The organism is Nonomuraea cavernae, assembly GCF_040655715.1.
Lineage (GTDB): Bacteria > Actinomycetota > Actinomycetes > Streptosporangiales > Streptosporangiaceae > Nonomuraea > Nonomuraea cavernae_A.
This window is the reverse complement of sequence record NZ_JBFAKL010000017.1, coordinates 1-24,389: the sequence shown is the minus strand read 5'-3', so window position 1 is coordinate 24,389 and position 24,389 is coordinate 1. Positions and strand designations below refer to the sequence as shown.

Below are 24,389 nucleotides of genomic sequence, written 5' to 3'. Positions count from 1 at the left end.
TCGATGACGTCGCAGGAGACGACTCGCGAACTGCTGACCCGGCTCACCGGTGAACGCCAGGAGTTGTTCCTGCACATCGCGGAGATGACGGCCGCCAATGACGTCGGCGGACTGCGATCCCTGCACGCCGACCCGTCCCATCAACTGCATGTGATCGTGGATGAGCTGCTCGGCTACCGGGACGATCCGGACGCCGCCCGCGTCCTCGGCGCACCGTACCGCGCCGAACAGGGTTCGCCCGTTCACGCGCTGCGTGCCCTGGCGGGACTCGGCTTGGCCTTGGTGGACGCCGCGGCGGCGCCGGACGCGATTGAAGCGGCGCTGCGCTGGCTCGCGCGGGCGAACGGTGCGGCGGACGCGGGCTTCACCGCGATGACGGCCGACCACCCGGCGCTGGTGCGCTGCCTGGGGCTCGTGTGGGCGAGTACGGCGCCGGACCGGGCCAGGGCCGCTGCGCAGGTGGTGCTCGCGCGATTGGCCCGGGCCGCGACGCCGGTGCTGCGGTCGGAGGCCGTCGGTGTCCTGTTCGCCTTCCGCGTCGGCGATGGGCAGCGGGCCCGTCTGCGCGCGATGCTGTGTCCCGGGCCGCCCTGCCTGGTGCCGGATCCGGAGCGCATGAGCCTCTTCGCCGCCGACGCCAGGTTCGGCGAGGCGCTGAACCTGGCGTGGACGAAGGCGGGGGCCGGGCGTCTCGAGGGCACCGTGCTCTACGCGGTGGAGACCGCCGACGGGCCTGTTCCCTACGTCCAGGACGGCTCGCTCGGCGCGGCGTTCGCCGTCGTCCTCGATGAGTTGTATCTCCGTAACCGACGGACCGGCTTCTTGCGGATCCGGCGGCTGAGATCAGCGACGTTCGTGGTTGGTGCGCTCAGTTCCGGGGATGCGCTCGCGTCGGTCGGCGGCTACGCGCAGAAACTCCGGGCTGCTGGCGCCGGCCGGGTCGTCTTTCCCGCAGCCGACCACGACGCGGCGGTCGAGGAGGCCCATGACGCCGACCTGGTGCCCGCTCGAACCTGGAAACGGGCAGCGAGCCTGGCGCGCAGGCTGGACCGCAGGGCGCTCGTGCGGCAGGTGGTGGCCGCCACACTTGCCGTGATCATGGTTGCGGCCGGGCTGGTCTGGTTTATCAGCCGGAAGGAGCAGGACGCGTCCTGGCTTGCGCTGGCACGGCGGCTGGCCACCGAGGCCGCCCAGGTAGCGTCCCTGGATCCCGGGTTGGCTGGGCTGCTCGCCGCCGAGGCGTACCGGATGCAGGCAACCCCCGAGATTGAGGCAGCGCTGTTCGGTGCGCTCACAGCCGTCCCGCTGCTGATCCGCGACGGTACCGAGGAGGAGCGACGGGTCCGCCGTGAGACGGTCCCGTCTCCCGACGGGACCCTCGTGGCCGTCCGTCGCGCCCGCGGTGCTGTCGACGTCGTCGAGACCACGTCGGGAAACATGGTCTTCACGGTCATGGAGGCCAGGGAGAGCGATGCGCCGTTCCGAACCGCGCTCACCTGGAGCCCGAACGGCGACCGACTGGCGACGCTCGACGACGCCACCGGAAGACTTCGCGTATTCGACCGGCGGGGGAACGTGCTCGCGACCGTACGGCCGTACGAGCTCCAGCCGTACCGGCGCGCCCGCCACCGGTCCACTCTCGAGTTCGGCCCTGACGGCCAGGTGCTCTTCGTCGCGGGGGACGGCAGCGTCCAACCGTTCGTCACCGACACCCTGCGACCTCTGAGCGGACGGTGGCCACGTCCCGGCACCGGCGACGGCCTGGAAGGGCTGCCTTTCGGGGTCTCCGCCACACTCGAACGGCTCGTGGCGTGCCAGGACGGTCGCGTGATGTCGTACGACATCCGGGCCATCCTGAAGGGGCGGCGCACGCCCGCGAGCAGGATCCAGAAACGGAATCTTCCGGGAGTGTCCGGCGGGTGCACCGGCCTCAGTCTCTCTCCCAACGGGAGGTTCCTCGCCGTGATCTCGGACACCCGCGTCGCCCTGTGGGACATGTCCGGGGAAGACCATCGGATCGGGACTGAGCGTGTCTTCAACCGGTCGTTCCTCACCTCTGTCCACTGGGACAGCACCGGCGACCGGGTCCTTCTCCAGGGCCAGGACCGCATCGAGGCCGTCGACCTACTGGAGATCACGCCACCGCGCACGCTTCCGCAGAACGAGATCCCCGGAGCCTCGGGCACCAACCGAGTGAACGACGTGTGGTTCGACACGGAAGACCCGAACCTGTTCGCCGTCCTCCTCGAAGACGGCCGCCTGCGCTGGATGAGCTGGAAGAACCGTAACCCGCTGGAGACCGGCCGCCGGCTTCCTTTCCAGGGAGGACGGCCCTTCGCCGTCAGCGGGGACAAGGCCGCCGGATACGGGCCCGACGGCTGGGCCATCACACGGCCAGGTACCGATCTGCCACCGGTACAGTTGGAAACACCGCCAACCGATCCGAGCGAACTGCGGTTCAGCCAGGATGGATCGGTATTGGCGGCCTGGGAGAACACCGGCGGGGCGACGCTATGGGACTCCGAGACCGGTCGGGGCCTAGGCACCGTAGACCCAGGGAGCCTCGCGCAGGAGTTCGCGCTGAGCCCGGACGGACGGTTCGTGGCCACGTCCGTCGGGCCCGGGTCCTCCGGGGGAGGCGGCTACATCACCCTCTGGTCGGTCGATGACGGCCAGGTCGCTGAGGTCCGCACGTCGGATGGCATCGCGCAGAGCGGTATGACCTTCACGGACAAGGAGCTGATCTTCAACGACGGACCCCGCCTGATCGCATGGCGGACCAGCCGGGTGTCTCCCGGGGACGACCGCACCCACCCACTGGGGGACGTACCGATAGGCCTCGCGGCCGATGAGAATGTGCTCTATGTCGCGATGATCGGCTCCGTGCGTGCGCTCGATGTGGGCACCTGGCGACAGGAGAACGACCCGCTTTCCATCAACACCTCCGAAATGCAGATCGAGAACGGCTGGCTGATCAACCGTCCGTCCAGAGACTCCGACCGAGAGGTCTGGAACCTCGGCACTGGGCAGCGCATGGGGGTGCTGCCGACCGTCGACGAAGCCGATCTCATGACGCCCTGGGCGTTCTCCGGTGACCACAAGACCGCCTACGCAGCCACAACGCTTGGGGTCAAGGCGCTCGCCTGGGATCCCGAGGGGTGGATCCGCCTCGCTTGCGCCCGCGCTGCCCGCGCCCTGACGCCAGCGGAGTGGCGGCGATTCCTGAATCCCCGCCCCTACAAGCCCGTCTGCCGATGACGGCCTGTACCGCTTCACAAGTCTGCGCCTGCCGATCGGCATTCTGCGGGGTTCTCACGCATCACAACCTCACCGCTGTCCCCGTAACCGCTATTCCGCTGGCCGGGTCCTTGGGGATGGACAGGGTGATGGTGCTGGGGCGGCCCATGTCCTGGCCCTGAAGAACGGTCACGGTCGCCGGGAGCGTGACGAGCCCCAAAGCGCGCAGGTAACCGCCGAATGCGGCTGCCGCCGCGCCGGTCGCGGAATCTTCCCTCACGCCGCCAGGAGGGAAGGGGTTTCTGGCGTGGAACACGTCATCGCTCTCCCGCCACACCAGGTCGATCGTCGTCCACTTGGCACGCTCCATCAGTATGGCGAGGAGCGAGAAATCGTACGACAGGTCCGCAAGGCGTTCACGGGTGCGGGCGGCGATGATCGGATGGGATGCGCCCGCGTGAGCGACTCGCGGGGGAAATTCGGCATCGAGATCAGCGTGCGACCAGTGCAGGGCCATGAGGAGTTCGTCGAGGAGCGCCGCCTCCATCGCCTCCACACGCGGCGGAACGCTCACGAGCGTGGCGACCGTGGCCCCAGCGTGGGTCACTGATGTCGACACCTCGATAGGACCGGCCGGGGTCTGCAGCAGCAGCTCTCCGGGGCCGTGCAGGTCGGCGAAGGCCACCGCCGTCGCGATGGTGGCATGGCCGCAGAAGGGTACTTCCACCTTCGGGCTGAAGTAACGGACAGTGAGCTCTCGGTCGACTCCCCTGGTGACGAAGGCTGTCTCCGAGTAGCCGACCTCCGCAGCGATCTCGAGCATCCGGCTGGAGCTGATCCCTGCGGCATCGAATACCACCCCCGCGGGATTTCCTCCGTCAGCGCGTTCGCTGAAAGCCACGTACCGCAGTATTTCCATGAAGGTTTCTGGGCGCGACATACCTCTGAGCTGGCCACATGAGACGCGGCGTGGTTGTGGATTCGAAGAGCGTCCCGCGCATATCCCGCAGACGCCGAACTGGCGCCGACCTCCGCCGGGCTTCTCCGCCCATACCGCTCCGCATCCTCTACCACCCCCAAGCGACCATGCTCGGCGTCGAATCCGCCACCGAACTGAAGCCCATCCACGACGCCGTCCAAACCTGAGTGGCACGTCGGCAGACAGGCATGAGACCGCGGTGAGCATCGCGTGGCCCTGATCGAGGGAAATGACGTCGGTGGAGCCGGCGACGAGTGTGGTGATGTGCAGCCACTTGGACGGCTGCAGTAGCAGGCCGGAAAAGGGGGGGAGCCGCCCCCTTACGCCGATGATGACGAGGGCCGGGCCGGCGAGGGGGCCGCATGACACGAGCGCCTGCCCCGCGGGCAGACGCTCGTGCCTCATCGACAAGGCCCTCCGGATGTCGGCCCGGGGCCGTCAGTACTTGCGGTTACCAGACGCGGATGAGGTACATGTGGAGGTCGTTCAGGTTATTGCTCGGGTTGTAGGTGCAGTAAGTCCTGTAGCCCTGGGAGTTCACCCCGGCTTTGGCCTTACAGTCGTTGCAGTTGCTATAGCTCCTGATGAACTTACTGGGGGACGTGGCCTGTGTCGGGAAGCCACAGGAGTTCGCGGCGAATGCCGGCGCCGGTGCGACAACAGCCGGCAGGAACGCCGACGCACAAAAGGCTACGGTCACGAAGGCTTTTTTGGTTATTGCCATGAGTCCTCCTACCAAAGAGTGCATGGGTGATTCGTTCCGGTAAACGGCGTACGCACCATATAACGCGCGTACCGGGAGTGGCCAGCGGCCGGGGAAAATACAGCCGTGCGTAACCAGTCGGTGTCGCTCCGCCCTCGCCTGACTCCCCCCTTCCTCCCTCTCTGCAGGGAGCACTCCGCCGCTGGAACGCCGCCCACAGGGGGTGTACCGGCACCGGATCCATTAGAACAAGTGCATTCTCTTCTCATCACTACGCGACACCGCTCTTCAAGCTATTTACCACGGCGGCATGACCGTCAAGCACATCAATACGGCAGTGCTTGACCCACTCAAGGAAGCGCGCACCTTAGCCTCCTGGTTCAAGTCGGAATCTACGAGCGTTCCTTATATCGTCCCTACAGGCCCGCGAGCTGATCGCCCAGCTGGACTGGTCCGACTACAAGCGACCAATCGTTGCGCAGCTGCTCGATGCCAACCAGCATCGATACTTCGACGAATTACTTACCTTGATTCTCGCTACAGCAGCTATCACCGACCCAAGCCATTTCAAGAAGTCAGAGGACGGCACCACCAAGTACGAGAACGCAATAGCAGCTCTTGAAACCCTCAAGCCTGGATCCACCGGGAGAAATCTGGCGAGGCGGTCGTGAAATGAGGTGAGGTGCCCCTCCGAACTGGGAGGATGGGAGTTCTCTACGCTTCCAACCGTACGCACAGCTCAGATGCCCCCAGACTCCGGAGCAGCCTGTGCCTGACGACGTGATCAGTAACGAGACGCCATACCTGCGGCTTCAAGCCGACTACATCGGTCGTGTGGGCGTCGAGGTCGGCATCTTCGTCGCCGTCGACCACCTGCGACGCAAGAACTTGCTCACACCGGAAGAAGAAGAGCTCTACTTCGACATCGACGACTGGTTCCTCGAGCACCTGCCCGAACCACCGTTCTATGCCGATGGAAACTCCATCGGCGCGGTTACGTGGTTCAAGCGCGCCACCACGGGCGCGATGCTCGCCCGCCTGGAACCGTTGCGAGATCTACTGATGGTGCACGGCATGCGATGCGGCCTCGTACGCGCCAGCGACCCCGGAAAAATGATCTATGAGGACGAGTACCAAGTCGGCGTGATCCCCAGGATCAGAAAGCCCGTATCACCCCTGTCACCTGGTGTCACGCTTGGACCGACCACCTCAGGTTCCAAGCGGCACCTTGCAAGCCGGCCACCGTAAACCAGCTGACCCGATGGACTCGCCGGCCGCCCCATGGGCCGTCCCCGTCCAGGACGACCAGCACACCCGCGCCGGCAAGCGCGGTGCCGCTCGGGTCGGGAATCGGGGCCCAGAGGAAGTCGAATCGGCAGGTGCGACTCCCCTTCGCCACGACCTGGCCGTTGATCGTCATGGCATCGGCGTCAGGAACTCGGCACATGTACGTGGTCACCCACTTGGCGCATGACCACTGTCGGACTAGGTCCTGTCCGATCGGCTCGCGCACCTGACGGAAGTCGGCGTGCTGCGCCGGTCCGGATCCAGCAACCTCGCATGGACAATTCGTTACCTCGGCCGGGACGCCACCCGGGTCCTGCCGATCCTCGGGCTCACATGATCAGGAGATGCTCAGCCGACTTTGCCGCGGCCCTGTTACGCAGCGCTCGCCGAGATTCTCGGCAGGGCACGATCGCCCGGTAGGGCGGGACCCGCGATCACCGGCCGTGGGGCCGAACCGGCCCGTCAGCCGCGCTCGGACACGTCTTGTGAGGCGCGTTCCCTTGCCAGGGCGTCGAGGTGCTGGGCGATGGCGGCGGTCAACGACGCGGCTGTGTGAATGTCCGGGCGCATGGCCGCATGCACGGCGAGGCCGTCCAGCAGGGCATGCAGGCGTTCGACCTCGGCCGGCACGTCGGCCGGAGCCAGGCCGGCCGCGGACAGGTCGGCGACTATCGCCTGACAGCAGGCCCTCAGGACGTCGTATCCCTCATCGCGCAGGGCCCGAAGTGCGGGATCGACCATGGCCCGGGAGGTGAAGGCCAGCCAGACTTCGTTCTCTGCCCGCCGTTCGTCATCGAGAGGGAGCAGTTCGTTCAGTACGCGCTGCGCTCTTCGCCGGGAGTCGGGCTCGGGCTCCAATCCGGCGAGGCGGAGCCCGATCCGCTCGATGACCGTCCGGAACGCGAACACCAGAAGCTCGGACTGGCTGGCGAAGTAGTGCCGCAGCGAGCCCATCGACAGCCCCGCCTCACGGGCGACGTTGCGGACCGAGGCCTGCTCCAGACCGTCGCGTCGCATCACCCGGAGGACCGCCTCGGCCAGCAGCAGGCGACGCTCTGCCGGATCTACCACTTTGGGCACTGCCCTTTTATAGCACAGTCGTGTTAATCTCTCGATTGATAGCACAGTCGTACTAAAAACCTTGGAGTCAGACGGTGACGCTTTTCCGGTTGACCGACCCACGCCCGCCCCTGCGTGGCCCTGCCGCGCTGCTCCGCAATCGCAGCGTCCAACTCGCCGCCGCCGGCTGGATCGGCTGCAACGTGGTGGTTCTCGCCGTGGCGGGTGACGAGCTTCCGTTCGACTGGCCGGCCACGGCGACCCAGACGCCGGCCGGTCGCCTGCTGGACGCCAACCTGGCTCTGGCCGAGGTGCTCCTGCTCACCGTGCTGACGTTCTGGCTCACCCGCAAACGGGCGTTACCCAACCTGGCCGACCGCGCGCCAGAACGCTCGGTGGCCGCCCGCGAGACACTGCTCCTGCTCCTCTATGGGGCCGGCGGGCTGGCACTGGGTTTCGTCCTGGGCCGGCTCGCCGGATGGCACCCGTTCGGGCTGCACCTCGCCGGCTCGATCTACGGCACGCACGAGCATGTCAGCCCTGCCGAGTCCATCGCGTGGGCGGCCTACAACCTTCTCGTCTACGCGGTGATTCCGCTGCTGTTCTTCCGGCGGCGCTACTCCGCCGAGGCGCTCAACCTCCGCTCGAACAACCGCCGGGCCGACACCGTCCTCATCGGCGCGGTCCTCCTGATCGAGTCGCTCGTCCAGGTCGCCGCGCTCGCCCCAAGGATCTTCGAGCTGACCCCCGGCCAATTCGCGCTCGGGGTCCCCCTGACCTTCCTGTTGTACCTCGCCGGCGCGGTGCTACCCGCAATGATTTTCATCTACGCGATCCTGGTGCCGCGCTTTCTCCGCCTCACCGGATCGCCCGCCACCACAGTGATCCTGGGCGGGCTCACCTACACGGCGTTGCACATCTGGGACGCCTGGACGGTGTTCACCTCGCCGGGCGACACCGCCCTGTCGATCGTCTTCCTGCTGCTGACCTACTTCGCGCCGGGCATGTTCAAGACGGTACTCACGCTGCGTACGGGCAACGCCTGGGTGCACGTCTGGGGCTATCACGCACTGGTGCCCCACACCCTCATCGACGCACCGCACCTGGTCCACGTCTTCCACCTCAAATAGGGGCCACCGGCTCGCGGTCGGTGGCGCGGCGCCGCAAGACCCGCCGGCCGCCTGCTCAAAGAGGGTCGGGTCTTCCGCGCCACGGCGAAGAACCTCAGGCTCGCCCTGCGAGCAGTCGACCGAGGTCGTCGGGGTGACGCCGCACTCGGGCATGCACAACGGGATCGAGTCTCTCCTTGATCTCCCACCCCTGCGTCAAAGGTTCGGCCTCATCGGGCAGCGTTAGCGTCCACGGGAGTGGTGTACGGGTTTGAACCCGTTCGTCATCTTGATGCCCGTAGGGGAAGATCGATATGACATGAGGGCGGCCACTCCGCGATCCTTCACAGCTGTCGAAGGCATACGAAGGAGAACGAGAAGTGGCCGCTACAGACATTCTGCCTGCCGAGGGTGAGTGGTTCGACGAGACCCTCGCCCAGACCTCACCCGACATGCTGCGGGAGATGGTCATGCGGATGGCGCAGATGATGATGGACGCCGAGGTCGAGCAGCGCTGCGGCGCCGGCTACGGCGAGGTGTCCCGCAACGCCTTCATTCTCATACACCACGATCTTGGACGCGGGCCGACCGGCCCTACTTCTCCGGCAAACACCGCTTGCACGGCATGAAGGTGCAGGTGATCGCCTCACCGGACGGGACCATCCTGTGGACCTCGGGAGCGTTACCGGGCAAGGCCCACGACCTGAGCGCCGCCCGGATCTGGGGCATCCTGCGCGCGCTGGAGGACGCGAACGCCCAGCTGAAGAGCTGGAAGATCCTCCGCAAGCTACGCTGCAGCCCGAGCAAGGCCGGCCACCTCCGCAAGGCCATCGCCGTCCTTCAGAACCACCGCGTCGCTCAGGCCACGTGAGGATGAAAAGGGTCATTGTTGCCGCCGATACCCGGTTTTACGCCGAACGGGTTGTCGATGGCATATCGCCAGCGCCCATCTTGCCCGCGTCGGGCAACGTCGGTGGCGGTGCCCTCGATGTGCACAGGGCGGCCACCACGATCCGTCCCGTCGATGACCCAGTCAACGATCAGCAAGGCGATGTCGCCCGTGGTGTAGACGTGCCGCGGCCGAACGGTGATCGGCACCCCGAGATTCATGAATTGCTCATTGGCGGCATGGGCCTCCTGCCCGGTCAGCGGTGAGCCCGGTTCCGGGACGAACACCATGCCACTCTCATACACTTCCGCCAACGCCTCCGCATCACCGGTGTTGAACCGCTCAGCGAACACCGTCGGAACGTCCTCGGGACGTTCAGCAAGCTGCCGCGTCATCGATGCATGTCCTTTCAGCAGGTAGAAATCAGTCAGACACTGCAACGCTAGGAGGCGCTCTCGTGACTCACCAAACGGTTGGTCACCCAGCCCAACCAGGTCTGCCTGACGACCCTCGCGCAAAGGTCACCGAGCCCACCCCCTCCTGTCCGGTGGAGATCACCCTCGCGACCCTGCACGGCCGCTGGACAACCCTGGTAGTCCGCGAATTCCTGCAAGGCGACCGCACCTTCACCGAACTCCGCCATGCCCTGCCCGCGCTGTCGGACAAGGTCCTGTCCGATCGGCTCGCGCACCTGACTGAAGCCGGCGTGCTTGATCGCCGCCGCCACTCTGGTTGGCCGCCCCGGGTCCACTACACACTCACCCCACACGGGCGCCGCCTCGGCCCCGTACTGCAAGCACTATGGGACTGGGGTGCGCAGCACCAGCCACTCCCACCGGCCGAAACCCAATAGCGCCGACCTCGCAACATCGCCGAAAACGGTCGAAGTATCCCGGCCAGAGGTCAATACCCAGTGGACCAACAGCGGAGATGTCCACGAAGAACGCGGCCTCAAGCACCAGCGTCGATGTCCTCCTGAGGGTCTATGCCAAGTGCATCGACGGCCAGGAAGAGATCGTCAACCAGCGGATCGCGAACGTACTCACCTCATGAGATCCCCACATGACTCCGTACGCCTCGCCAGTTAGTGCAGGTGAAGGGATGGACAGTTGGGGGCAAGGCGTGAAAGAAGATGGATCATGTCCACCAGCAAGCTTGACGACCCCTGGGACGCGCCGGATCCCGCGCTCGCCTATGCGCTGCGACAGCAGAACTGGTACGCCGCACATCGGGATCGGGCACGGCGGCTGCACTGGGGCACAGAGGTCCTCATCCTGCTGACAACGGCCGCCACCACGCTGGCAGCCGCTCTCCAGGCGCCAGCATGGGCGACCGCGAGTCTGGGCGCGATTGCGCTGGTCTCCGCTGGGGTGCGAAGGATCTTCGATTGGCACGAGAACTGGCTGTCCTTTTCGAGCGCGTGGGCGGAACTCGGACGGGCGCTCCATGCCTACCGGCTGTTACCTGAAGATCGCAGGAACGAAGCGGCAAGATCACAACTAGTGGAACAGGTCGATGACATCGTCATGGCCCAAACGACGGCCTGGACGGCGCGCGGGAGAACCATGAGAGATGGCGAGCAACTTCCGTAGGCCGAGCCGACGGTTACAGAGCGTGATCGCCGTCCCTCTCACATAGGCTTCGAGCTGCGGCGGGCTGTTGCCGTTCGCATCTATCGAGCAAGATCATTACACGCATATTGCCCGGCCCTGCATGGCCGGAAATGTCAGTTCATGATCCTAGGCTTGCCAGCCATGACCGATCCTCGCACTGTGTCGTTCGATCTCGGCGTTCATTATCGGCAGGCGTACCTGGTCGACGACACCGACGACGCCATGGGTCCAGACGGAATACCCGCCGATCATCCTGTACATCCCGTCGGGATCATACGGGTGGATGACGGCGGCGCCTTCCTGATCACGGGCCTGCACACTGGAGCGGTCGACTTCTCGGTAACCGTGGCCGACCACGACCCAGGGGCGGACACCGACAGGTACGAGGACATCGTGGAGATCAGCTTGAAGTCCGAAGCCGGACAGCTGTCCCTGTACGAGTGGGGCGGCGGGGACGTCCATGAACTACCCACACTCCCCGCGGGACCGGGCTGGTACCGACTGCGCTACCACGCTCAGAACATGGACGACGCTGCGGAAGTGGACACCTCCGACGAGGTCATCGACCGCTATCTCCTGCAGATCTGGCCTCAGAACGAGTCGACACCGCGCGCGATCAAAAGCACGAGCGGACAACTCGCTTACTGGCGCAGGCCGCACTGACACCCAAGAGGCGCCACTGCAAACGGCGAATCACCTGCTCCGGTCGTCGAGCACCTGACCGGGATCAGGGCGACGGAGCGACTGCTGAAGGACTCTGGGCGACGGTTCGCGAGGGCCCGCCCTGCAGTCACAAACCGTTCGTGAAATTCCGTTGCAAGGGCTTCTCAGCACGGCGCATTACCTGATTTCGAGTGAAGCCTGACGACGCAGATACGACGCACTGCATGCTGGTGTTCCGTCTCCCAAAGTCTCGCTCCTTTATTCCCGCAGCGATCTCACAAAGGTCACCTTCTGAGCACGCAGACTGGCCCTGCCGCCGTGGTGAGGTAGAGAGGAGGAGTGCGCCGACTCCCTCCGTTATTCCTGGCCGCTCTCCTCGCCCTCAGCTCCTGCACTGAGGATCCAGCCGCGCGAGCCGCCCGCGCCCACGCCGACCAGATCGCCAAGCAACTCGGCCGCGGCCTCGCATGGAACGCCGAAGACGTTGGCTGGGTGCTCTCCCGCGACGAGGATGTCGACGTGTACTCCGTGACAGGCACCAGGTTCAGCACCACCGACCAAGGGCGTGTCCTGCTGAGGATCCACGCCACCAGCCGGGTCGGCACAGACAGCCTGCCACAACCGGTAAACGCAGCCACCCGTGCCTACAAAGCGACCCACGGCCCGTCCCCGAGCCCCTACCCGGTGACATCCGCATGCTTCGAAATCTCGGTCTCCTATTCCGACACCAACGTGGACGAGGTCGACTGCCCGACGGGCGAACCGCGAGTTTTCCGCGCCCCGGCAACAATCCCGGACCACGCCTTCAAGTGGCTGAAGACGCACCTCCCCAAGACTCCCGACCTGATGGCCGCCCGTGAGGCGGTCGACCATCTGGACCTCGACGACCGCATCGGTAAGGACGTGGCCGAGATCGACGGCGTGATCGGCATCGCGCTGCGCGAGCGCCCGGGAGTATGCCTGTTCGCCCGTGTCCGCCAACAGGGCGTCGAGGTCTGGCGACCCTCCCGCATCCAGGCAATGCCCGGCGAGAGCAGTTGCAGTGCCGCCGAGGCCGCCCATGGCCACGCCCAGCGCCCGCCTCACTGACGTGATTGACCGGATCCGACGCTTGACCATCACTAGCTCACTCCCGCTCAGGTCGCCTCGCCGCTCGCCCGGCGGTCGTACGACCTCCAGCACGCGGCCGTCTCGCTTTGGCTCAACGGAGGCGTACCTGCTCCAGAGGTGGTAACTCGTGCCGGCCACGGGGTGGATGTCCTGCTGCGTGTCTATGCCAAGTGCATCGACGGCCAGGAGGACATCGTCAACCAGCGGATAGCGGACGTACCGTACTGACCGCATGAGATCACGAGGAGCGCTCCTCGAAGGGCTCCGGCTTCCCCCGGGGCCTTTCGGCGTGGCGGGGCCGCGTCATCCCGCACATATTCCGGATCATGGGGCGTCTACCTGCGGAAACGCGGCGTGATCCGTCCCGCGCATACCCCGTGACCAGCGACAATCGGCCGCTCAGGGCTGCCCACGGCTGCGTACCCCTGAAACGCAGAAGAGGCCCCGAAGGGCCTCTGACCTGCAGCTACTGCTGGTGGCAGGTGCAAGGTTCGAACTTGCGTAGGCTGAGCCGACGGTTTTACAGATCTGTCGTTGGTGAAGATCCGCTCTCAGCGTTCTTACTGGTAGAAGGCTCGCCGATGGCCCAGGAGAACCGCCGCTTGCCAGGCCGTGCCACGAACGTGCCAGACGGACGACGGCTGTCCAGACCGCTCCCCTTTCGGTGTTCCCCGTCGAAAGCCTCCGCGATCTCCTTGTCTCGCCCCTCCACAGCACGGGCGTAGTGGCGCGTGGTCACGCTGGCGTTGGAGTGGCCGAGCCGACGAGCCGCAGCCATGACCCCGTGCCGGTCAGCGACCCAGGTCGCATGCGTGGCGCGGAGATCGTGCGGAGTCACGTCATCGAGGCCGGCGTCCGAGACCGCAGGGTCGAAGTGCCAGCGTCGCCAGGCGTTGTAGTGCAGCGGCTTGCCGGTCTTCCCCGTGAACAGCAGTACATCCGGGTCACTAGGAAGCATCGCGAGGTGATCTCTGAGCTCGTTGATCACGAACACCGGTAGTGTCACCTCTCGCTTCTGGTGCGACTTGGGGGTGTCGAAGACGTGCCGCCCGGCGATCTCGGCCAAGGACTCAGCGATGGTCACCAACCCCCCGTCCAGGTCGACGTGTCGCCGCCGGAGCGCGAACGCTTCACCGATGCGAAGACCTCCGTACGCGAGGAGCAGCACGATCAAGCTATGCGGCTTACGCATGGCCGCCGCCAGCGCTCCCACCTCTCCAGGGGTCAGGATGTGCGGTTCCGTCGCCGGCATCCTGGGCAAGCGCACTCCCCTGCACGGAGACGACTTGATCAACTCGTTGTTCACCGCAGCCATCATGATCTGAGAAAGCAGCCGGTACGCCTGACGGACCCGCGACGCACTGAGCCCACGCTTGGAGAGCTTGGCGACCCACTCGTTGATCCCGATCGGACGAACCTGCCCGAGCTGCATGGCGCCGAACTGCGGGATGATCAGCGTCCGCAGCAACGAGGCGTACGAACTCTGGGTCTTGGGCTTGAGGGCCGGGCTCACCGACGCGAGCCAGCGTTCGCCCCACTCCTGCACACTGATAGTCCCGGCATCAGGGTTCGTCCACTCCCCTCGCCTGATCTCGGCTTCTTTCAGCGTCAGCCAGACTTCAGCGTCGCGCTTCCGGTCGAAGGTGTTGGGAGCGGACCGGACGATGCCGTCAGGGCCCGGATAGCGCGCCTGCCAACGCCCCGAGGCAAGCTGTCTGGTGTTGCCGAACGACCTCTTGGCCTTCTTACGCGAGCGCGGACGCGCGGCTTCGTCCTCAGTACTCGCCATCACGCGCCCCTTCCGGATGTGGTGGTGATCGGCTGCACCAGGCCAGCCGCGATGAATGCCTCCAGCGCTGCTTCCGGAATCCGCACCTTCCGGCCGACGTGCACGAAAGCAATCCGACGCTCTTCGATCAGTCGCCGGGGAAAGCGCACCGACGTGTTCAGCCGCTCGGCGACCTCTTCGACCGTCAACAGCCGGCCCTGTGCCCAGTCGGGAAGTAGCAGCGTCGATTCAGAGACGGAGTTCATGCGGCCCTCCCCGTTGCTTCGCTCTCTTGTCCGTCTGCTTGGGCTTGGAGTTGGTCCATGTGGGCGCGCCATCGTTGGCGTTCGGCGACGGATCGGAGGAGGCGCATGGCCAGGGGTGCGACGTTGGCGTCTCCGGCCGGGACGGGCTTCCAGAGGTAGCGGTGTGAGTCGGGTGTCTCGTCGCGCTGGCCGAGGGCTTCCAGGACCCAGGTACGTCGGTCTTGGCGGTGTTCGGCGAGGGTCTTGTTGGACCACTTGCGCGAGACCAGGACTCGACGTCCGGCGTAGCCGAGGTGGTCGGGCTTGTGGGCCTTGCTGCGGCAGCGGCCTGGAGCCATGCCGGGTTTGGCGCCCTTGGGCTGTACGCCGTAGCGGAGCCAGTTCGGGCACGCCGGGGAGCATGGCTCGTATCGCAGGGCCTCGACCATGCGGGCGGCGTGCTCGTGCTGGGCGGGGTTGTCGGTGTCGAGGGTGTCGCCGAGGCTCTTGGTCAGGTACTTGGACAGGTAGCGGATGCACTGGTCAGCGTCGGGGGTTCCGGCGAGCACGCCTTTGACGTCCACCTGGTCGCCGAAGCGGATCACGTGCAGGGGCCGGGCCTCCTCGTCGGCGTCGAGCTGGTCGAGGGCCTGGTCCCAGGTGGGCAGGACCTCGCCGGTTGCCGGGTCGAGGTAGCCGGCCTCGTCCTGCCACACGGGCAGGTGATCGTCGGCGAAGCGGACTTCATCGACCTGTGGCCACCACACCTGGTGATAGGTGGCCGCCGCGATCTGCTTGACCTCCGCACGCGGAAGAGTCCCGCGGATCGCCATGTGCAGGTGCGGCGCGAACCGCTTCTGAGGCTCGACCGTGGCGAAGTACTGCACGTCGTAGCCCGCGACCCGGCGCAGGTTCTGCACGAACCGATCGACGAGCTTGGAGAAGTGCAGGGCGTCCCGAGCAGCCCGCGCGTAGTCATAGGTGTCCGGGTCGAGCGGGACGCCATCATGAACCTTGCCGTACGAGGGCAGGGTGAGCGTGACGAACAGCGACGGCCGGTAGACCTTCCCATCGGAGGCTTGGAAGGTCCGCCCGAGCGTGGTCGGCGTCATCCGGCGCTTGGGCAGGTTCGCCGCGTCCTGCCGCCGCCTGGTCGAACGCGTCCGCTTGGGGACTGTCCGGCCGAGGACGCTGCCGCGCATGCCCGCCTCGTTGATCTCAGCATCGACGCCCTCGATCGCGGCATCCCAGTCGGCGGTGTCCTCGCCGAGCGCGGCAACCTCATCGCGGCGGGCCTGTAGATCGGCGCGGAACTCGACCAGCCAGCGCTGATCGTCGTTGGCCTGGTCGGGTGTGCTGGCGGGTTCGTGGTCGAGGTGCCAGCCTTCCCGGCACTGCGCCTTGCGGAGCTGGCGGTTGCGCTTGGCGCAGGACGAGCACTTGGCGTCCAGGGTGGCCCCGCAGGGCACGTCCACGACTTCCCAGCGGCCGGTGTGGGTGTCGAGCCGCTTGAGCGCGATGGGCCGGATGCACACGCCGTACTGCTTGGCGACCTCAACGGCCACCTCACGGGCCAGCGGCATGGCCTGCCGCACAGCGCGGGGCAGGTCAGCCATGGTCCCTCCCCTCGTCCTCCGTCAGGTCGGCGCAGAGCCGAAACAGGCCGTTGTACGGGTGCTTGAGCGTCCGGGGATAGCGCAGCGCGAAGACACGCAGCCGAGGAAGGCCGCGATGGGTGAGCAGGACCATGAAAGGGCGGCCCGCGACGAGTTCGAGTTCTTCGGCCGTGCCGTGGAAGCAGACCTTCATCAGGCGGCGTCCTTTCCGGCGGCGAAGGTGGCGGCCATGTCGCGGATGTCGGTGTCGCAGACGTAGGCGGCGCGAACCCGGATCGGGTCGGGCGAGGTCTCCAGACGGACGAAGCCGACGCCGGCTCCCAGCTCGGGCACGGGTGAGATGTGATCAGCGAGTGCTCCGCGTTGACGTGCGCCGTCGCCGAGGACCATGTCCACCTGCTCGGACTCGTCCAACCGCAGGGCGATCTTGTCGGGGAACAGGTTGCGGATGTTCATGACCTCCTTGCGCGGGTCCTGGAGCGCGGCCATGACGCCCATGCCGACCGCACGCCCTTGAGTGGTGAGCGTGGCGAGCGCTGCCGAGATGCGTTGCTTGAGTTGGCGGTCAGCCTGATAGGCGGTCAGGAACGCCACCTCGTCGACCACCACCAGGACGAACGGGTCCTCCACGGTGGCGGTGTGGGAGCGCTGGAGACCGGCGAACCGGGCCGCGCGAGCCTGCATGACCGTGACGGCCCGGTCGAGCAGGTCGGCGCAGTCCTCCGGCGTGGCCGCGTACCGGTCACCGAACAGGGCGCGACCGAAGGACAGCTCCATCAGCTTGGGATCGAGCGCCCAGATCTCGACCAGGCCCGCCCGAACGGCCGGGAGGAGCCCGCGGATCGTGGACCAGATGATCGAGCCCTTGCCGGCCCCGGTGGCGCCCGCGACCAGGACGTGAGTGCCGTGCACCTTGAGCAGCCACGGCCGCCCGTCCTCCTGTTTACCGACCTCGACCGGGCCCACGGTCGGCGTCTCGGGCAGCGGAAGCGCCGCCAAAGGCACGGCCAGCGGGTCGGTTCTTGGGAAGGTGAGCATCAGGTGACCGCCCTTCGTGAGCGTCACCCGGCATGACGCAGCGCCGAAGCCCTGGGCGAGGTGGTCGAGGCGGTCGGCCCAGTCCTTGAGCGACTGTCCTTTGAGCATGCGCACGGTCACCAGGTCGGCCCAGGCCGTACAGGTGACCTTGCCGAGGCGCGGCAAATAGTCCCGGCCCCACAAATGCCGCCCGAGACCGGAGACGATCATGACGGGTTGCCAATGTCGCCGGTAGATCCAGGCCAGCCGCCACCAGGCGAGCAGCCGCAGGCCAACCAGCCGAGTGAAGCTCCGCCGGTCGGTGATGGCCCAGGCGAGGAGTCCGGTTGGGACAGGCGTGAGAAGAAAAAGCGCGCTCTGCCAGCCCCAGGCCAGCGTGAGCACGCCCGGAGTGATCGTGACGAGCGTGGCGACGGGGTGCCGCCAGACGAGCCGGACGCAACCGGTGAGGACGCGCCAGGTGAAGATGATCAGGGTCAGGATGGCAGGAGTCTGAACGACGGCCGGGCGGAAGACGACGGCCGTGTCGGGCGTGGTGGTGACGAGGTTACGAGCTTCGTCCCCAGGCAGCCGCTTGAACATATCCTTGGAACCTCTCGTGAGTGAGATCAGGGAGAAGATCGGGGGCCGCCGGAAGTTGCCGCTTCTGGCGGCCCCGCCTTGCGTGTCAGGCCGCCGTCTGGCCGGTGGCCGGCTGCTGGGCGTGCAGGCGCTCGCAGTCGGCGAGGTACCGAGCGGCGGCCTTGAAGATCGTGCGAGCGGTGGCGAGATCTCCGTCGGTCACCGGGCCGAGGCCGGTGGTGGAGAAGGACACCTGAGCCTCCGACGTACTGAACGTCAGGTAGGGGCGACGCTGGTCGATCACGCTGGCGCGTATCCAGATGTCGCTGGTGTGGAAGGAGACGTCCAGGCGTGTGGCCTTGGCCTGAGCCAGGGTGAGCGTGACGTAGGTGTAGGGGTCGTGGTTCACGCCGCTGTCTCCTTGGCGGCCGGAGTCTGCTTGGTGCGCGGCGGGCGCATCCCCGTGGCGCGGATGGAGTAGGCCAGTCGTCCGCTCTGGGAGACGTACGGGGTGACGGTCATCCCGACGAACTCGACGGGAGTGATCGGGACACCGGCCACGCCCGGCGGCGGGACGGGTTCGGTTGAGGACAGGAGCTTGACCGCGACCGTCTTCTGTGACGCCTTGACGGTCGGGTCGCCGTCCATGACCGGGACCTGCCAGACCGGCTCACCGGTCGTCTTGTCCTTGGCGTAGACGGTCCTGCCGTTGGTCGAGGCGTCGAAGTCCTTGACCTGCTCGACCTGCCCCACGAGGTAGCAGCCGTGCGGGAAGACCTGGTCGAAGCCGATCGGGATGGGTCCCTGGATTGCCATGGTGTTCCTCTCGTCTGCGGCGACGAGCCCTTTGTTCGCTCGTCCACTTGTCCGCATGAGTTGAGAGTAAGCTCTCCACTCGTCCGCACAAGTGGTTGAGCCGGAGTGGCGCGGTAAGAATTACCGGACCTTGTAGATGTCCTCAAGCTCATGCAGGCTGCCTGGCAGCACAAGGCTCATGGCCAGCAGCGCAGCCCCCGCAGGGTCGTGCACGATCGCCGTCACACCGAGCACCGGATTGGACGAACCCAGCAGCTCGGCCTCGTCCTTGGTCGGCTTGCGAGCCGACAGCCGCTCGGTGATGCGATCGAAGCGGACATGCTTGACCGCCTGGAGATGCCGCCGGATACCCCCGCGCAGTGGCTCAGGCTTTTCCAGGTCGGTGCCCACCGCGATCTCCAGCGGGATCCACACGGTCTCCACCGCCGACACGAGGCCAGCCTGACGGGCCACCCGCTTACGGACGATCACCGGCGTACGCTCGGCGACCCCGAGCAGTTTCGCGACATGCCGAGGCGCCGGAACGCGCGTCACCTCAACGAGACTGTCGGCGGTCTCCCCCTGCTCCGCAGCCGACAGGCCAGGCCGTACGGTCTCGGCCTCGCTCTCCGGCCGGCCCTTCACGAACGACCCGCGCCCGTGCTCACGCTCGATCCACCCTTGCATGGCCAACGTCTGTAGCGCCCGCACCACCGTGGTGCGCCCCACAGCCAGCTCACGGACCAACTGCGTCTCGGACGGCAGCATGTCGCCAGGCGCGTACTCGCCCGACTCGATCCGCTCCTGAATCACCCTCATGACCTGGGCATACTTCGGAGGGGCGAAGTCCATGCTCATAGTTGGCCGTCCGTTCACTCTTGCGCTTGTCCGCATAAGCACAGTACCGGCTGAGCCAAGTCTTGTCAGGCCAGGATTAGGAACGGGAACGGCGAGCCAGCACCCGAACGCACTCCTCACAGGCGCTCGCCAGAGTAGGCACGAACGGCACATGCCAATCGTCGATCATGATGAGCCGGATCGCCTCGCCACACAGCGCCTTTGACGTTCCACGCACTACCGCATGCTGCACGATCAGGGAATTACGCCGAACTGTTTCCAGGCTGCACCCCACGCGAAGCCCGTTCATTCGCCGGCCTCGTCTACGAAAGCAGCGATCATCGACGAATACGACTGCCTCCTTCGCAGATCCGAATAATGCATGGAGATCCGGTGCGCAGCCCGTACCGGTTCAATCGCCGGATGCCACGCATAAATGACACGGCGGCGTTCCGCATTCCACCCGGTTCGCCACCAGAAGCGCTGGCCATCGCACCACACCACCACGCCGACCCACACCGACACGAGCGCGAGCCCGTACCCGTGGTGCACATCGGCGACCACCCCATGCCGTTCCAACGCCTGCCGAAGCATTTCAGCGGCATGGTACGGATTGATCCTGATCACCATTGGGGAGCTCATCCGGCCACCCGCTCGAACCGCACCGAGCCTGCCGGGTCGAGGTGCGCCCGGAAGACCTCGCACCGAGACGCCTCGTCCGGCACCGCCCCAGGACCGTAGACGCTGTGCGTGATCCGGCCCCGAACGAACGCGCCTACCGGCATGCCGCGCATCGCCGTGCGCAGCTCGTCCATCGCCGTGGCCTGGAACGGGCTCGACCCGCACGCCCCCAGCTCCTCACCGTTCCCGGCGCTGACCCGGACCTCCCACTCGAACACCTCGCCTTCCGAACAAGCCCGCTCAGGCCCGTCACAGCGAAGACACTCGGTGACGGCGGACGAGGCCATGCCGAGCACGACCGCCGCCGCATTCCCGCGCCGGGTGACGATCTTCCATCCCCGCCCGTCGCATTCTGTGCACCTGACTGGAGTTGTCATGCGGCAGAGCATGATCTGGCCAACCGTTTATACATATCCCACGGTTATATGCAGCCAAGGCATATAGAGTCCGCAGCACAGCAGTGCACCACCTCGGAGCCAAAATCCGGAGGTTCGCATGCGCCCGAGCGCTTTCGATCTTATCGAAATACCAGACGCCATCTGGGATCGCGACGAAAGCCGGGAAATCCTCAAGAAACGCGACATCGCCGGACTATTCCGGCTCGCTGTGAAATACGCCGGAGCAAGTCAAGTCCGGATCGGAACAGCAACCGGCCTCTCCCAGCCTCGCGTCAACAAGATCCTCAACGGCACCGCCGGCCCCATCCAAGAACTGGCCGTATTCGAGCGCATAGCCACCGGCCTTGGCCTGCCCGACCACGCCCGCATGCTCCTCGGCCTCGCCCCACTCGACATCGCATCACCCACAGGCGACTCGGGCGACGAGCACCAAGAGCAGACCGACGAACTCACCGCCCGCCTGGACGCCGCCGCAGCCGTCGACGACACCATGGTCATGATCCTGCGAACCGACACCAACAACCTCCGCCTCCAGGACCGCCGACTCGGCAGCATCGCCATCGCCGACAAGATGCACGCCCAGATGGCCCAGATCGAACGAGCCCACCGCCACGCCGTACGCCCACGCATCCGAGCCCAGCTCGCCCACCTCATTGCCGAAACAGCTTCACTGGCCGGATGGCAGGCCATCAACACCGTCGCCCTCAACGACGCCTGGAACCACTACGAACACGCCAAAGCCGCCGCCCGCGAAGCCAACGACCCCGCCATACGCGCGTACGTCTCCGGCGAACAGGCATACGTCCTCATGGACCTCGGCCGCCCCGCCGAGGCAGCAGAACTGCTTCAACACATCCATGCCACCCACCGCGACCACGTCCCGGCCCGCCTCAGGACATGGCTCGCATCAGCCGAAGCGGAAGCCGCAGCAGTCCTTGGCCATGAGGCCGCATGCCGCCGGGCCCTCGATCAAGCCGCCGCAGTATTGCCGGAAGGCGACGGCGACCCGGACATGCCCTACCTGTCCATCAACATCCACCACTTCACCCGCTGGCGCGGAAGCTGTCTCCTGCGCTTCGGCGACCCTGGCACCGTCGAGGATCTCCGTTCCTCACTCGCCGGAATGGACGGCACCTACAACCGCGCCGAGGCGGGCGTTCGCTGCGACCTCGGTCACGCTCTCCTCGCGGCCGGCGACCCCGAAGCAGCCCAGCCCCACATCCACCGAGCCAAGCAACTGGCCACCATGACCGGCTCCCGCCGCCAACGGCGCCGCATCGAAGAACTCTCGCAGGCGGTCAACCGCGCCCTTGGCCGTTGAGCCGTTCCCGAGCCTGAAGCAGCCCGATCAACGTCCCCGACGTCCAGATGTCACCGCGGGCAATCATGCCGGGGATCTCCGCCATCGGAACCCACTCGATCCGGTCGGCCTCCACCTCACCCTCCGGCTTGCCGACCAACTCGGCACCACGCGCCAGGAACAAGATGTGCTCGGAGTCGACCATGCCGGCCATCGGCTGATAGCTCACCAGGCGCTCGACCTGCTTCGGCCGATACCCGGTCTCCTCCTCCACCTCCCGCACAGCCGTGGCCATCGGGTCCTCGCCAGCCTCGATCAGGCCGCCGGGAAGCTCCCACCCCCACCGATCGAACACGAACCGATGCCGCCACATCAGCAACACCCGATCCTGCTCATCCAAGACCACGGCGATAGCAGCACGATCCAGATGCACCACGTGATGCTCGAACCGCTCCCCGCCAGGGATCTCCACATCGGCTATCCCCAGCCGAATCCACCGGTTGTCGTAGACCAGCCGTTCGCCATGCACCGTCCAGCGCGTCAGCTCAGCGTCATCAGCCACACCGCGAAGCTACCGGCCCACAACCCCGACGTACACGCACTTCCAAGTGACAGCCGAGATCGTTGCCGAATAACTCCTATGAGGATCAAGCGGCGGCGCGGCGCGCCACCGTACACCCGGCCCTCCGCCCGCCCGCCGTCCGGGCGTGCGGCCTGGGGGCCGGTCCCGGACGGCGGCGGGACACCGGGCCGGCCGCCGCACACCCGCTCCACCACACGGACCGAACGCTCCGATCGGGGTTGCCGCGCCGCCGCAAAGATGCAGCCCTTACGATCGCCACAGCGTGGCCGGCCACCATACGTGCTTGGGGGCGATCGACGATCCAGGGTTCGTTCCTCACCCTGGCTCACCGTGCAAGGTGGCTGATCGCCGAGATTGACTACCTGAACGGGCAGACGGCCAGGGTGGCGAACTATGGGCAGGAAGCGTTCCGTCGCCAGAGGCGTTCCCGGCGGCTACCGGATCTGGGACAACATGGCGTGCCGCTGGTGGGGCGACCACTACGAGCTATGCCCTGACGACCTGCTTGCCGAGCTAAACGGCTCGCGTGACTATGACAAGATCACAGCGCTCCTCAAGCGGCACAGAGCAATGAAACGATAGGCATGGGTTCCTGGTAGGCCGCCGATGACCTGCCTAAGCTTCGTTGAACTCGGCGTCTGCCAGCTCCATGGCGGCTTCCATCTCCGCTTCGCGCTCGCGGAGCGTGCGCACGGGCTGTTTACCGAACCTACCTTAGGCTCCCGGCGATGAAAGCCTTAACGTCATGGCTCCGCTGTACGCGGTGGGGCCGACCTTCGCGATGGCGTTTAAATCAAGTGGCAAAGCGGCGGACTATTACTCCGCTGGTCCTGGTTCGAGTCCAAGAACGCCAGCGAAAGTGGCGTCAGAACCATGCGGTGACGACAGGCACTCTTTCGATCGAAGTTTTGCCTTGCACAACGTAGTCTGCTATCCAAGGCTGCGTGTCTGACGACACAGATACAATCATCCCTTCCTTGTCACAGTACATAAAGACTAAGCGTCCACCCACTTCCGGGTTTGTTCCCCCAGACCCACGGACGCACCGAGCTTTTCCCTTTGCTAACTCAATCGCCCAAACCTCTTTTGACGAATAGGATGGCGGCTTGCGCTCGTCACCTCCCTCTATGCCAGGCATCCGGCTATCCTGAATCCGCGCGAAGACTGGCGCTTTCCATGGTGAATACATGCAGGCCAGTGCCCAACCATCCTCCATCCAGTTATAGAAACACGGGTCATAGATGATGCTCCCAATGAAACATCGCCTGCCCCCTGGCCATGGCCGCGCAATCGAAACTTCTTGACAGAAGTCGTCTTTCTTCATAGGTGCGCGCTCGGCCTTCTCTTGAGAATCCTCTGTCAACCAGGGATCGAACCCGACTAGTTTAGTCTGAGAAGGCATAGGCGGATCAATGAAATTCCACACTGCTTGCCACGCCGAGCCAAGCACGCCCGAGATCGTCAATCCTAAGATCGTCACGATCGCGGACACCAAGGCCAAGCGTTCTGTCCACATCTTGAGCTTGCTCGGTGTCTGAGCTGGTAGGGCCACATTGTCACAATAACAACGGCACGTTCTGTGTCAAGCAACTTCTATGGAAGCATAGTAGAGGAGTTTGGTTGTCCTCGCGGGGTTCATAAGCCCTAGATCGTGAGTACAAATCCCACCTCCGCCACTATCTTGCTAAACACTCGGAAGCTGTAGGCTGCCCTTTCCTTGCGCTCGATGACGCAACCGACTTCGGTCCTCACCCAACCAAAGAATCTTGAGGGCGTCTATGGCACGCATACGCTTCACGTTTGGCACAGCGGCGACCCTACAGGTACTACATCCGTAGATCGCGCGGTAATGGGTCGCCTCGTCGGCGGTAGTGGCTGATCAGAGCGCGGGTTTGGTGGGTTTGCCGGAATCTGGACC

Annotated in this window: 23 protein-coding genes, 1 tRNA gene and 2 pseudogenes; 11 read left to right on the top strand and 15 right to left on the bottom strand. The window is 65.7% G+C overall.

Annotated elements, in window-relative coordinates:
• Nucleotides 1-3 precede the first annotated feature (3 nt).
• The gene (locus AB0I38_RS23965; protein WP_358471620.1) at nt 4-3,258 is read left to right on the top strand and encodes a WD40 repeat domain-containing protein; all 3,255 of its coding nucleotides are present in this window, start codon (nt 4-6) and stop codon (nt 3,256-3,258) included.
• Between the two features lie 61 nt (nt 3,259-3,319).
• Here the strand turns inward: AB0I38_RS23965 and AB0I38_RS23960 are convergent, their stop codons facing one another.
• Together AB0I38_RS23960 and AB0I38_RS23955 are read right to left on the bottom strand one after the other, a co-directional pair.
• A complete protein-coding gene (locus AB0I38_RS23960; protein ID WP_358471618.1) occupies nt 3,320-4,156 on the bottom strand; it encodes a PhzF family phenazine biosynthesis protein in 837 nt (278 codons plus the stop codon).
• 511 nt (nt 4,157-4,667) lie between these two features.
• Nucleotides 4,668-4,940, bottom strand: a complete 273-nt coding sequence (locus AB0I38_RS23955; protein ID WP_358471616.1) for a hypothetical protein — start codon at nt 4,938-4,940, stop codon at nt 4,668-4,670.
• 747 nt (nt 4,941-5,687) lie between these two features.
• On the opposite strand from AB0I38_RS23955, the gene AB0I38_RS23950 reads away from it, so the two are divergent.
• Nucleotides 5,688-6,167, top strand: a complete 480-nt coding sequence (locus tag AB0I38_RS23950; protein WP_358471614.1) for a hypothetical protein — start codon at nt 5,688-5,690, stop codon at nt 6,165-6,167.
• Between the two features lie 501 nt (nt 6,168-6,668).
• Here AB0I38_RS23950 and AB0I38_RS23945 read toward each other — a convergent pair.
• Entirely contained in the window at nt 6,669-7,286 is a 618-nt protein-coding gene (locus tag AB0I38_RS23945; RefSeq protein ID WP_358471612.1) for a TetR/AcrR family transcriptional regulator, read from the bottom strand.
• Nucleotides 7,287-7,375: 89 nt separating this feature from the next.
• On the opposite strand from AB0I38_RS23945, the gene AB0I38_RS23940 reads away from it, so the two are divergent.
• The 3 genes and pseudogenes from AB0I38_RS23940 to AB0I38_RS23930 all read left to right on the top strand — a co-directional run.
• Nucleotides 7,376-8,395 (top strand): hypothetical protein, encoded by a 1,020-nt coding sequence (locus AB0I38_RS23940; RefSeq protein ID WP_358471610.1) that lies wholly within the window; start codon nt 7,376-7,378, stop codon nt 8,393-8,395.
• 374 nt (nt 8,396-8,769) lie between these two features.
• A pseudogene (locus AB0I38_RS40420) lies at nt 8,770-8,916 on the top strand (IS256 family transposase); the annotation flags it as partial.
• A pseudogene (locus AB0I38_RS23930) lies at nt 8,880-9,245 on the top strand (transposase family protein); the annotation flags it as partial. The pseudogenes AB0I38_RS40420 and AB0I38_RS23930, both read left to right, overlap by 37 nt.
• Here the strand turns inward: AB0I38_RS23930 and AB0I38_RS23925 are convergent.
• Complete coding sequence (locus AB0I38_RS23925) at nt 9,233-9,658, bottom strand: YybH family protein (protein WP_358471608.1); 426 nt, start codon at nt 9,656-9,658, stop codon at nt 9,233-9,235. The pseudogene AB0I38_RS23930 and the gene AB0I38_RS23925 overlap by 13 nt on opposite strands.
• 152 nt (nt 9,659-9,810) lie before the next feature.
• Between AB0I38_RS23925 and AB0I38_RS23920 the strand changes: the two genes are divergently transcribed.
• From AB0I38_RS23920 to AB0I38_RS23905, 4 genes are all read left to right on the top strand, one after another.
• Complete coding sequence (locus AB0I38_RS23920) at nt 9,811-10,116, top strand: winged helix-turn-helix transcriptional regulator (protein WP_358471606.1); 306 nt, start codon at nt 9,811-9,813, stop codon at nt 10,114-10,116.
• 286 nt (nt 10,117-10,402) lie between these two features.
• Nucleotides 10,403-10,855, top strand: coding sequence for a DUF4231 domain-containing protein (locus tag AB0I38_RS23915; RefSeq protein ID WP_358471604.1), 453 nt, complete (start codon nt 10,403-10,405; stop codon nt 10,853-10,855).
• A gap of 180 nt (nt 10,856-11,035) precedes the next feature.
• Nucleotides 11,036-11,539, top strand: a complete 504-nt coding sequence (locus AB0I38_RS23910; protein ID WP_358471602.1) for a hypothetical protein — start codon at nt 11,036-11,038, stop codon at nt 11,537-11,539.
• Nucleotides 11,540-12,031: 492 nt separating this feature from the next.
• Nucleotides 12,032-12,628, top strand: a complete 597-nt coding sequence (locus AB0I38_RS23905; protein WP_358471600.1) for a hypothetical protein — start codon at nt 12,032-12,034, stop codon at nt 12,626-12,628.
• Nucleotides 12,629-13,169: 541 nt separating this feature from the next.
• Here the strand turns inward: AB0I38_RS23905 and AB0I38_RS23900 are convergent.
• The 10 genes from AB0I38_RS23900 to AB0I38_RS23855 form a co-directional block, all read right to left on the bottom strand.
• The gene (locus tag AB0I38_RS23900; RefSeq protein ID WP_358471598.1) at nt 13,170-14,438 is read right to left on the bottom strand and encodes a tyrosine-type recombinase/integrase; all 1,269 of its coding nucleotides are present in this window, start codon (nt 14,436-14,438) and stop codon (nt 13,170-13,172) included.
• Nucleotides 14,438-14,683: a helix-turn-helix domain-containing protein gene (locus AB0I38_RS23895; protein WP_358471596.1), complete on the bottom strand. Its 246-nt coding sequence runs from the start codon at nt 14,681-14,683 to the stop codon at nt 14,438-14,440. The genes AB0I38_RS23900 and AB0I38_RS23895 overlap by 1 nt, the downstream gene beginning before the upstream one ends.
• Nucleotides 14,680-16,278, bottom strand: a complete 1,599-nt coding sequence (locus tag AB0I38_RS23890; RefSeq protein WP_358471595.1) for a replication initiator — start codon at nt 16,276-16,278, stop codon at nt 14,680-14,682. Before AB0I38_RS23890 ends, AB0I38_RS23895 begins: the two co-directional genes overlap by 4 nt.
• Nucleotides 16,271-16,471: a hypothetical protein gene (locus tag AB0I38_RS23885; protein WP_358471593.1), complete on the bottom strand. Its 201-nt coding sequence runs from the start codon at nt 16,469-16,471 to the stop codon at nt 16,271-16,273. The genes AB0I38_RS23890 and AB0I38_RS23885 overlap by 8 nt, the downstream gene beginning before the upstream one ends.
• Nucleotides 16,471-17,898, bottom strand: a complete 1,428-nt coding sequence (locus AB0I38_RS23880) for an FtsK/SpoIIIE domain-containing protein (protein ID WP_358471591.1) — start codon at nt 17,896-17,898, stop codon at nt 16,471-16,473. The genes AB0I38_RS23885 and AB0I38_RS23880 overlap by 1 nt, the downstream gene beginning before the upstream one ends.
• An 85-nt stretch (nt 17,899-17,983) precedes the next feature.
• The gene (locus AB0I38_RS23875) at nt 17,984-18,286 is read right to left on the bottom strand and encodes a hypothetical protein (protein ID WP_358471590.1); all 303 of its coding nucleotides are present in this window, start codon (nt 18,284-18,286) and stop codon (nt 17,984-17,986) included.
• Nucleotides 18,283-18,693: a plasmid replication, integration and excision activator gene (locus tag AB0I38_RS23870; RefSeq protein ID WP_358471588.1), complete on the bottom strand. Its 411-nt coding sequence runs from the start codon at nt 18,691-18,693 to the stop codon at nt 18,283-18,285. The genes AB0I38_RS23875 and AB0I38_RS23870 overlap by 4 nt, the downstream gene beginning before the upstream one ends.
• Nucleotides 18,694-18,813: 120 nt before the next feature.
• Entirely contained in the window at nt 18,814-19,530 is a 717-nt protein-coding gene (locus AB0I38_RS23865) for a GntR family transcriptional regulator (RefSeq protein WP_358471586.1), read from the bottom strand.
• A gap of 285 nt (nt 19,531-19,815) precedes the next feature.
• Nucleotides 19,816-20,139 carry a hypothetical protein gene (locus AB0I38_RS23860; protein WP_358471584.1) on the bottom strand — a complete coding sequence of 108 codons (324 nt, stop codon included), beginning with the start codon at nt 20,137-20,139 and terminating at the stop codon, nt 19,816-19,818.
• A gap of 8 nt (nt 20,140-20,147) precedes the next feature.
• Nucleotides 20,148-20,567: a hypothetical protein gene (locus AB0I38_RS23855; RefSeq protein WP_358471582.1), complete on the bottom strand. Its 420-nt coding sequence runs from the start codon at nt 20,565-20,567 to the stop codon at nt 20,148-20,150.
• 118 nt (nt 20,568-20,685) lie between these two features.
• Here AB0I38_RS23855 and AB0I38_RS23850 point away from each other — a divergent pair, with 118 nt between their 5' ends.
• Nucleotides 20,686-21,909 (top strand): XRE family transcriptional regulator, encoded by a 1,224-nt coding sequence (locus tag AB0I38_RS23850; protein ID WP_358471581.1) that lies wholly within the window; start codon nt 20,686-20,688, stop codon nt 21,907-21,909.
• Here the strand turns inward: AB0I38_RS23850 and AB0I38_RS23845 are convergent.
• Complete coding sequence (locus tag AB0I38_RS23845) at nt 21,887-22,450, bottom strand: NUDIX hydrolase (RefSeq protein ID WP_358471579.1); 564 nt, start codon at nt 22,448-22,450, stop codon at nt 21,887-21,889. The genes AB0I38_RS23850 and AB0I38_RS23845 overlap by 23 nt on opposite strands.
• Before the next feature lie 803 nt (nt 22,451-23,253).
• On the opposite strand from AB0I38_RS23845, the gene AB0I38_RS23840 reads away from it, so the two are divergent.
• Nucleotides 23,254-23,325: transfer RNA gene (locus tag AB0I38_RS23840), tRNA-Ser, on the top strand.
• The last annotated feature ends 1,064 nt before the right edge of the window (nt 23,326-24,389 follow it).

Coding starts and splice junctions, on each gene's coding strand:
- AB0I38_RS23965 (WP_358471620.1), top strand. CDS start 4: ATGACGTCGCAGGAGACGACTCGCGAACTGCTGACCCGGCTCACCGGT.
- AB0I38_RS23960 (WP_358471618.1), bottom strand. CDS start 4,156: ATGGAAATACTGCGGTACGTGGCTTTCAGCGAACGCGCTGACGGAGGA.
- AB0I38_RS23955 (WP_358471616.1), bottom strand. CDS start 4,940: ATGGCAATAACCAAAAAAGCCTTCGTGACCGTAGCCTTTTGTGCGTCG.
- AB0I38_RS23925 (WP_358471608.1), bottom strand. CDS start 9,658: ATGACGCGGCAGCTTGCTGAACGTCCCGAGGACGTTCCGACGGTGTTC.
- AB0I38_RS23915 (WP_358471604.1), top strand. CDS start 10,403: ATGTCCACCAGCAAGCTTGACGACCCCTGGGACGCGCCGGATCCCGCG.
- AB0I38_RS23900 (WP_358471598.1), bottom strand. CDS start 14,438: ATGGCGAGTACTGAGGACGAAGCCGCGCGTCCGCGCTCGCGTAAGAAG.
- AB0I38_RS23895 (WP_358471596.1), bottom strand. CDS start 14,683: ATGAACTCCGTCTCTGAATCGACGCTGCTACTTCCCGACTGGGCACAG.
- AB0I38_RS23890 (WP_358471595.1), bottom strand. CDS start 16,278: ATGGCTGACCTGCCCCGCGCTGTGCGGCAGGCCATGCCGCTGGCCCGT.
- AB0I38_RS23885 (WP_358471593.1), bottom strand. CDS start 16,471: ATGAAGGTCTGCTTCCACGGCACGGCCGAAGAACTCGAACTCGTCGCG.
- AB0I38_RS23880 (WP_358471591.1), bottom strand. CDS start 17,898: ATGTTCAAGCGGCTGCCTGGGGACGAAGCTCGTAACCTCGTCACCACC.
- AB0I38_RS23870 (WP_358471588.1), bottom strand. CDS start 18,693: ATGGCAATCCAGGGACCCATCCCGATCGGCTTCGACCAGGTCTTCCCG.
- AB0I38_RS23865 (WP_358471586.1), bottom strand. CDS start 19,530: ATGAGCATGGACTTCGCCCCTCCGAAGTATGCCCAGGTCATGAGGGTG.
- AB0I38_RS23860 (WP_358471584.1), bottom strand. CDS start 20,139: ATGGTGATCAGGATCAATCCGTACCATGCCGCTGAAATGCTTCGGCAG.
- AB0I38_RS23855 (WP_358471582.1), bottom strand. CDS start 20,567: ATGACAACTCCAGTCAGGTGCACAGAATGCGACGGGCGGGGATGGAAG.
- AB0I38_RS23850 (WP_358471581.1), top strand. CDS start 20,686: ATGCGCCCGAGCGCTTTCGATCTTATCGAAATACCAGACGCCATCTGG.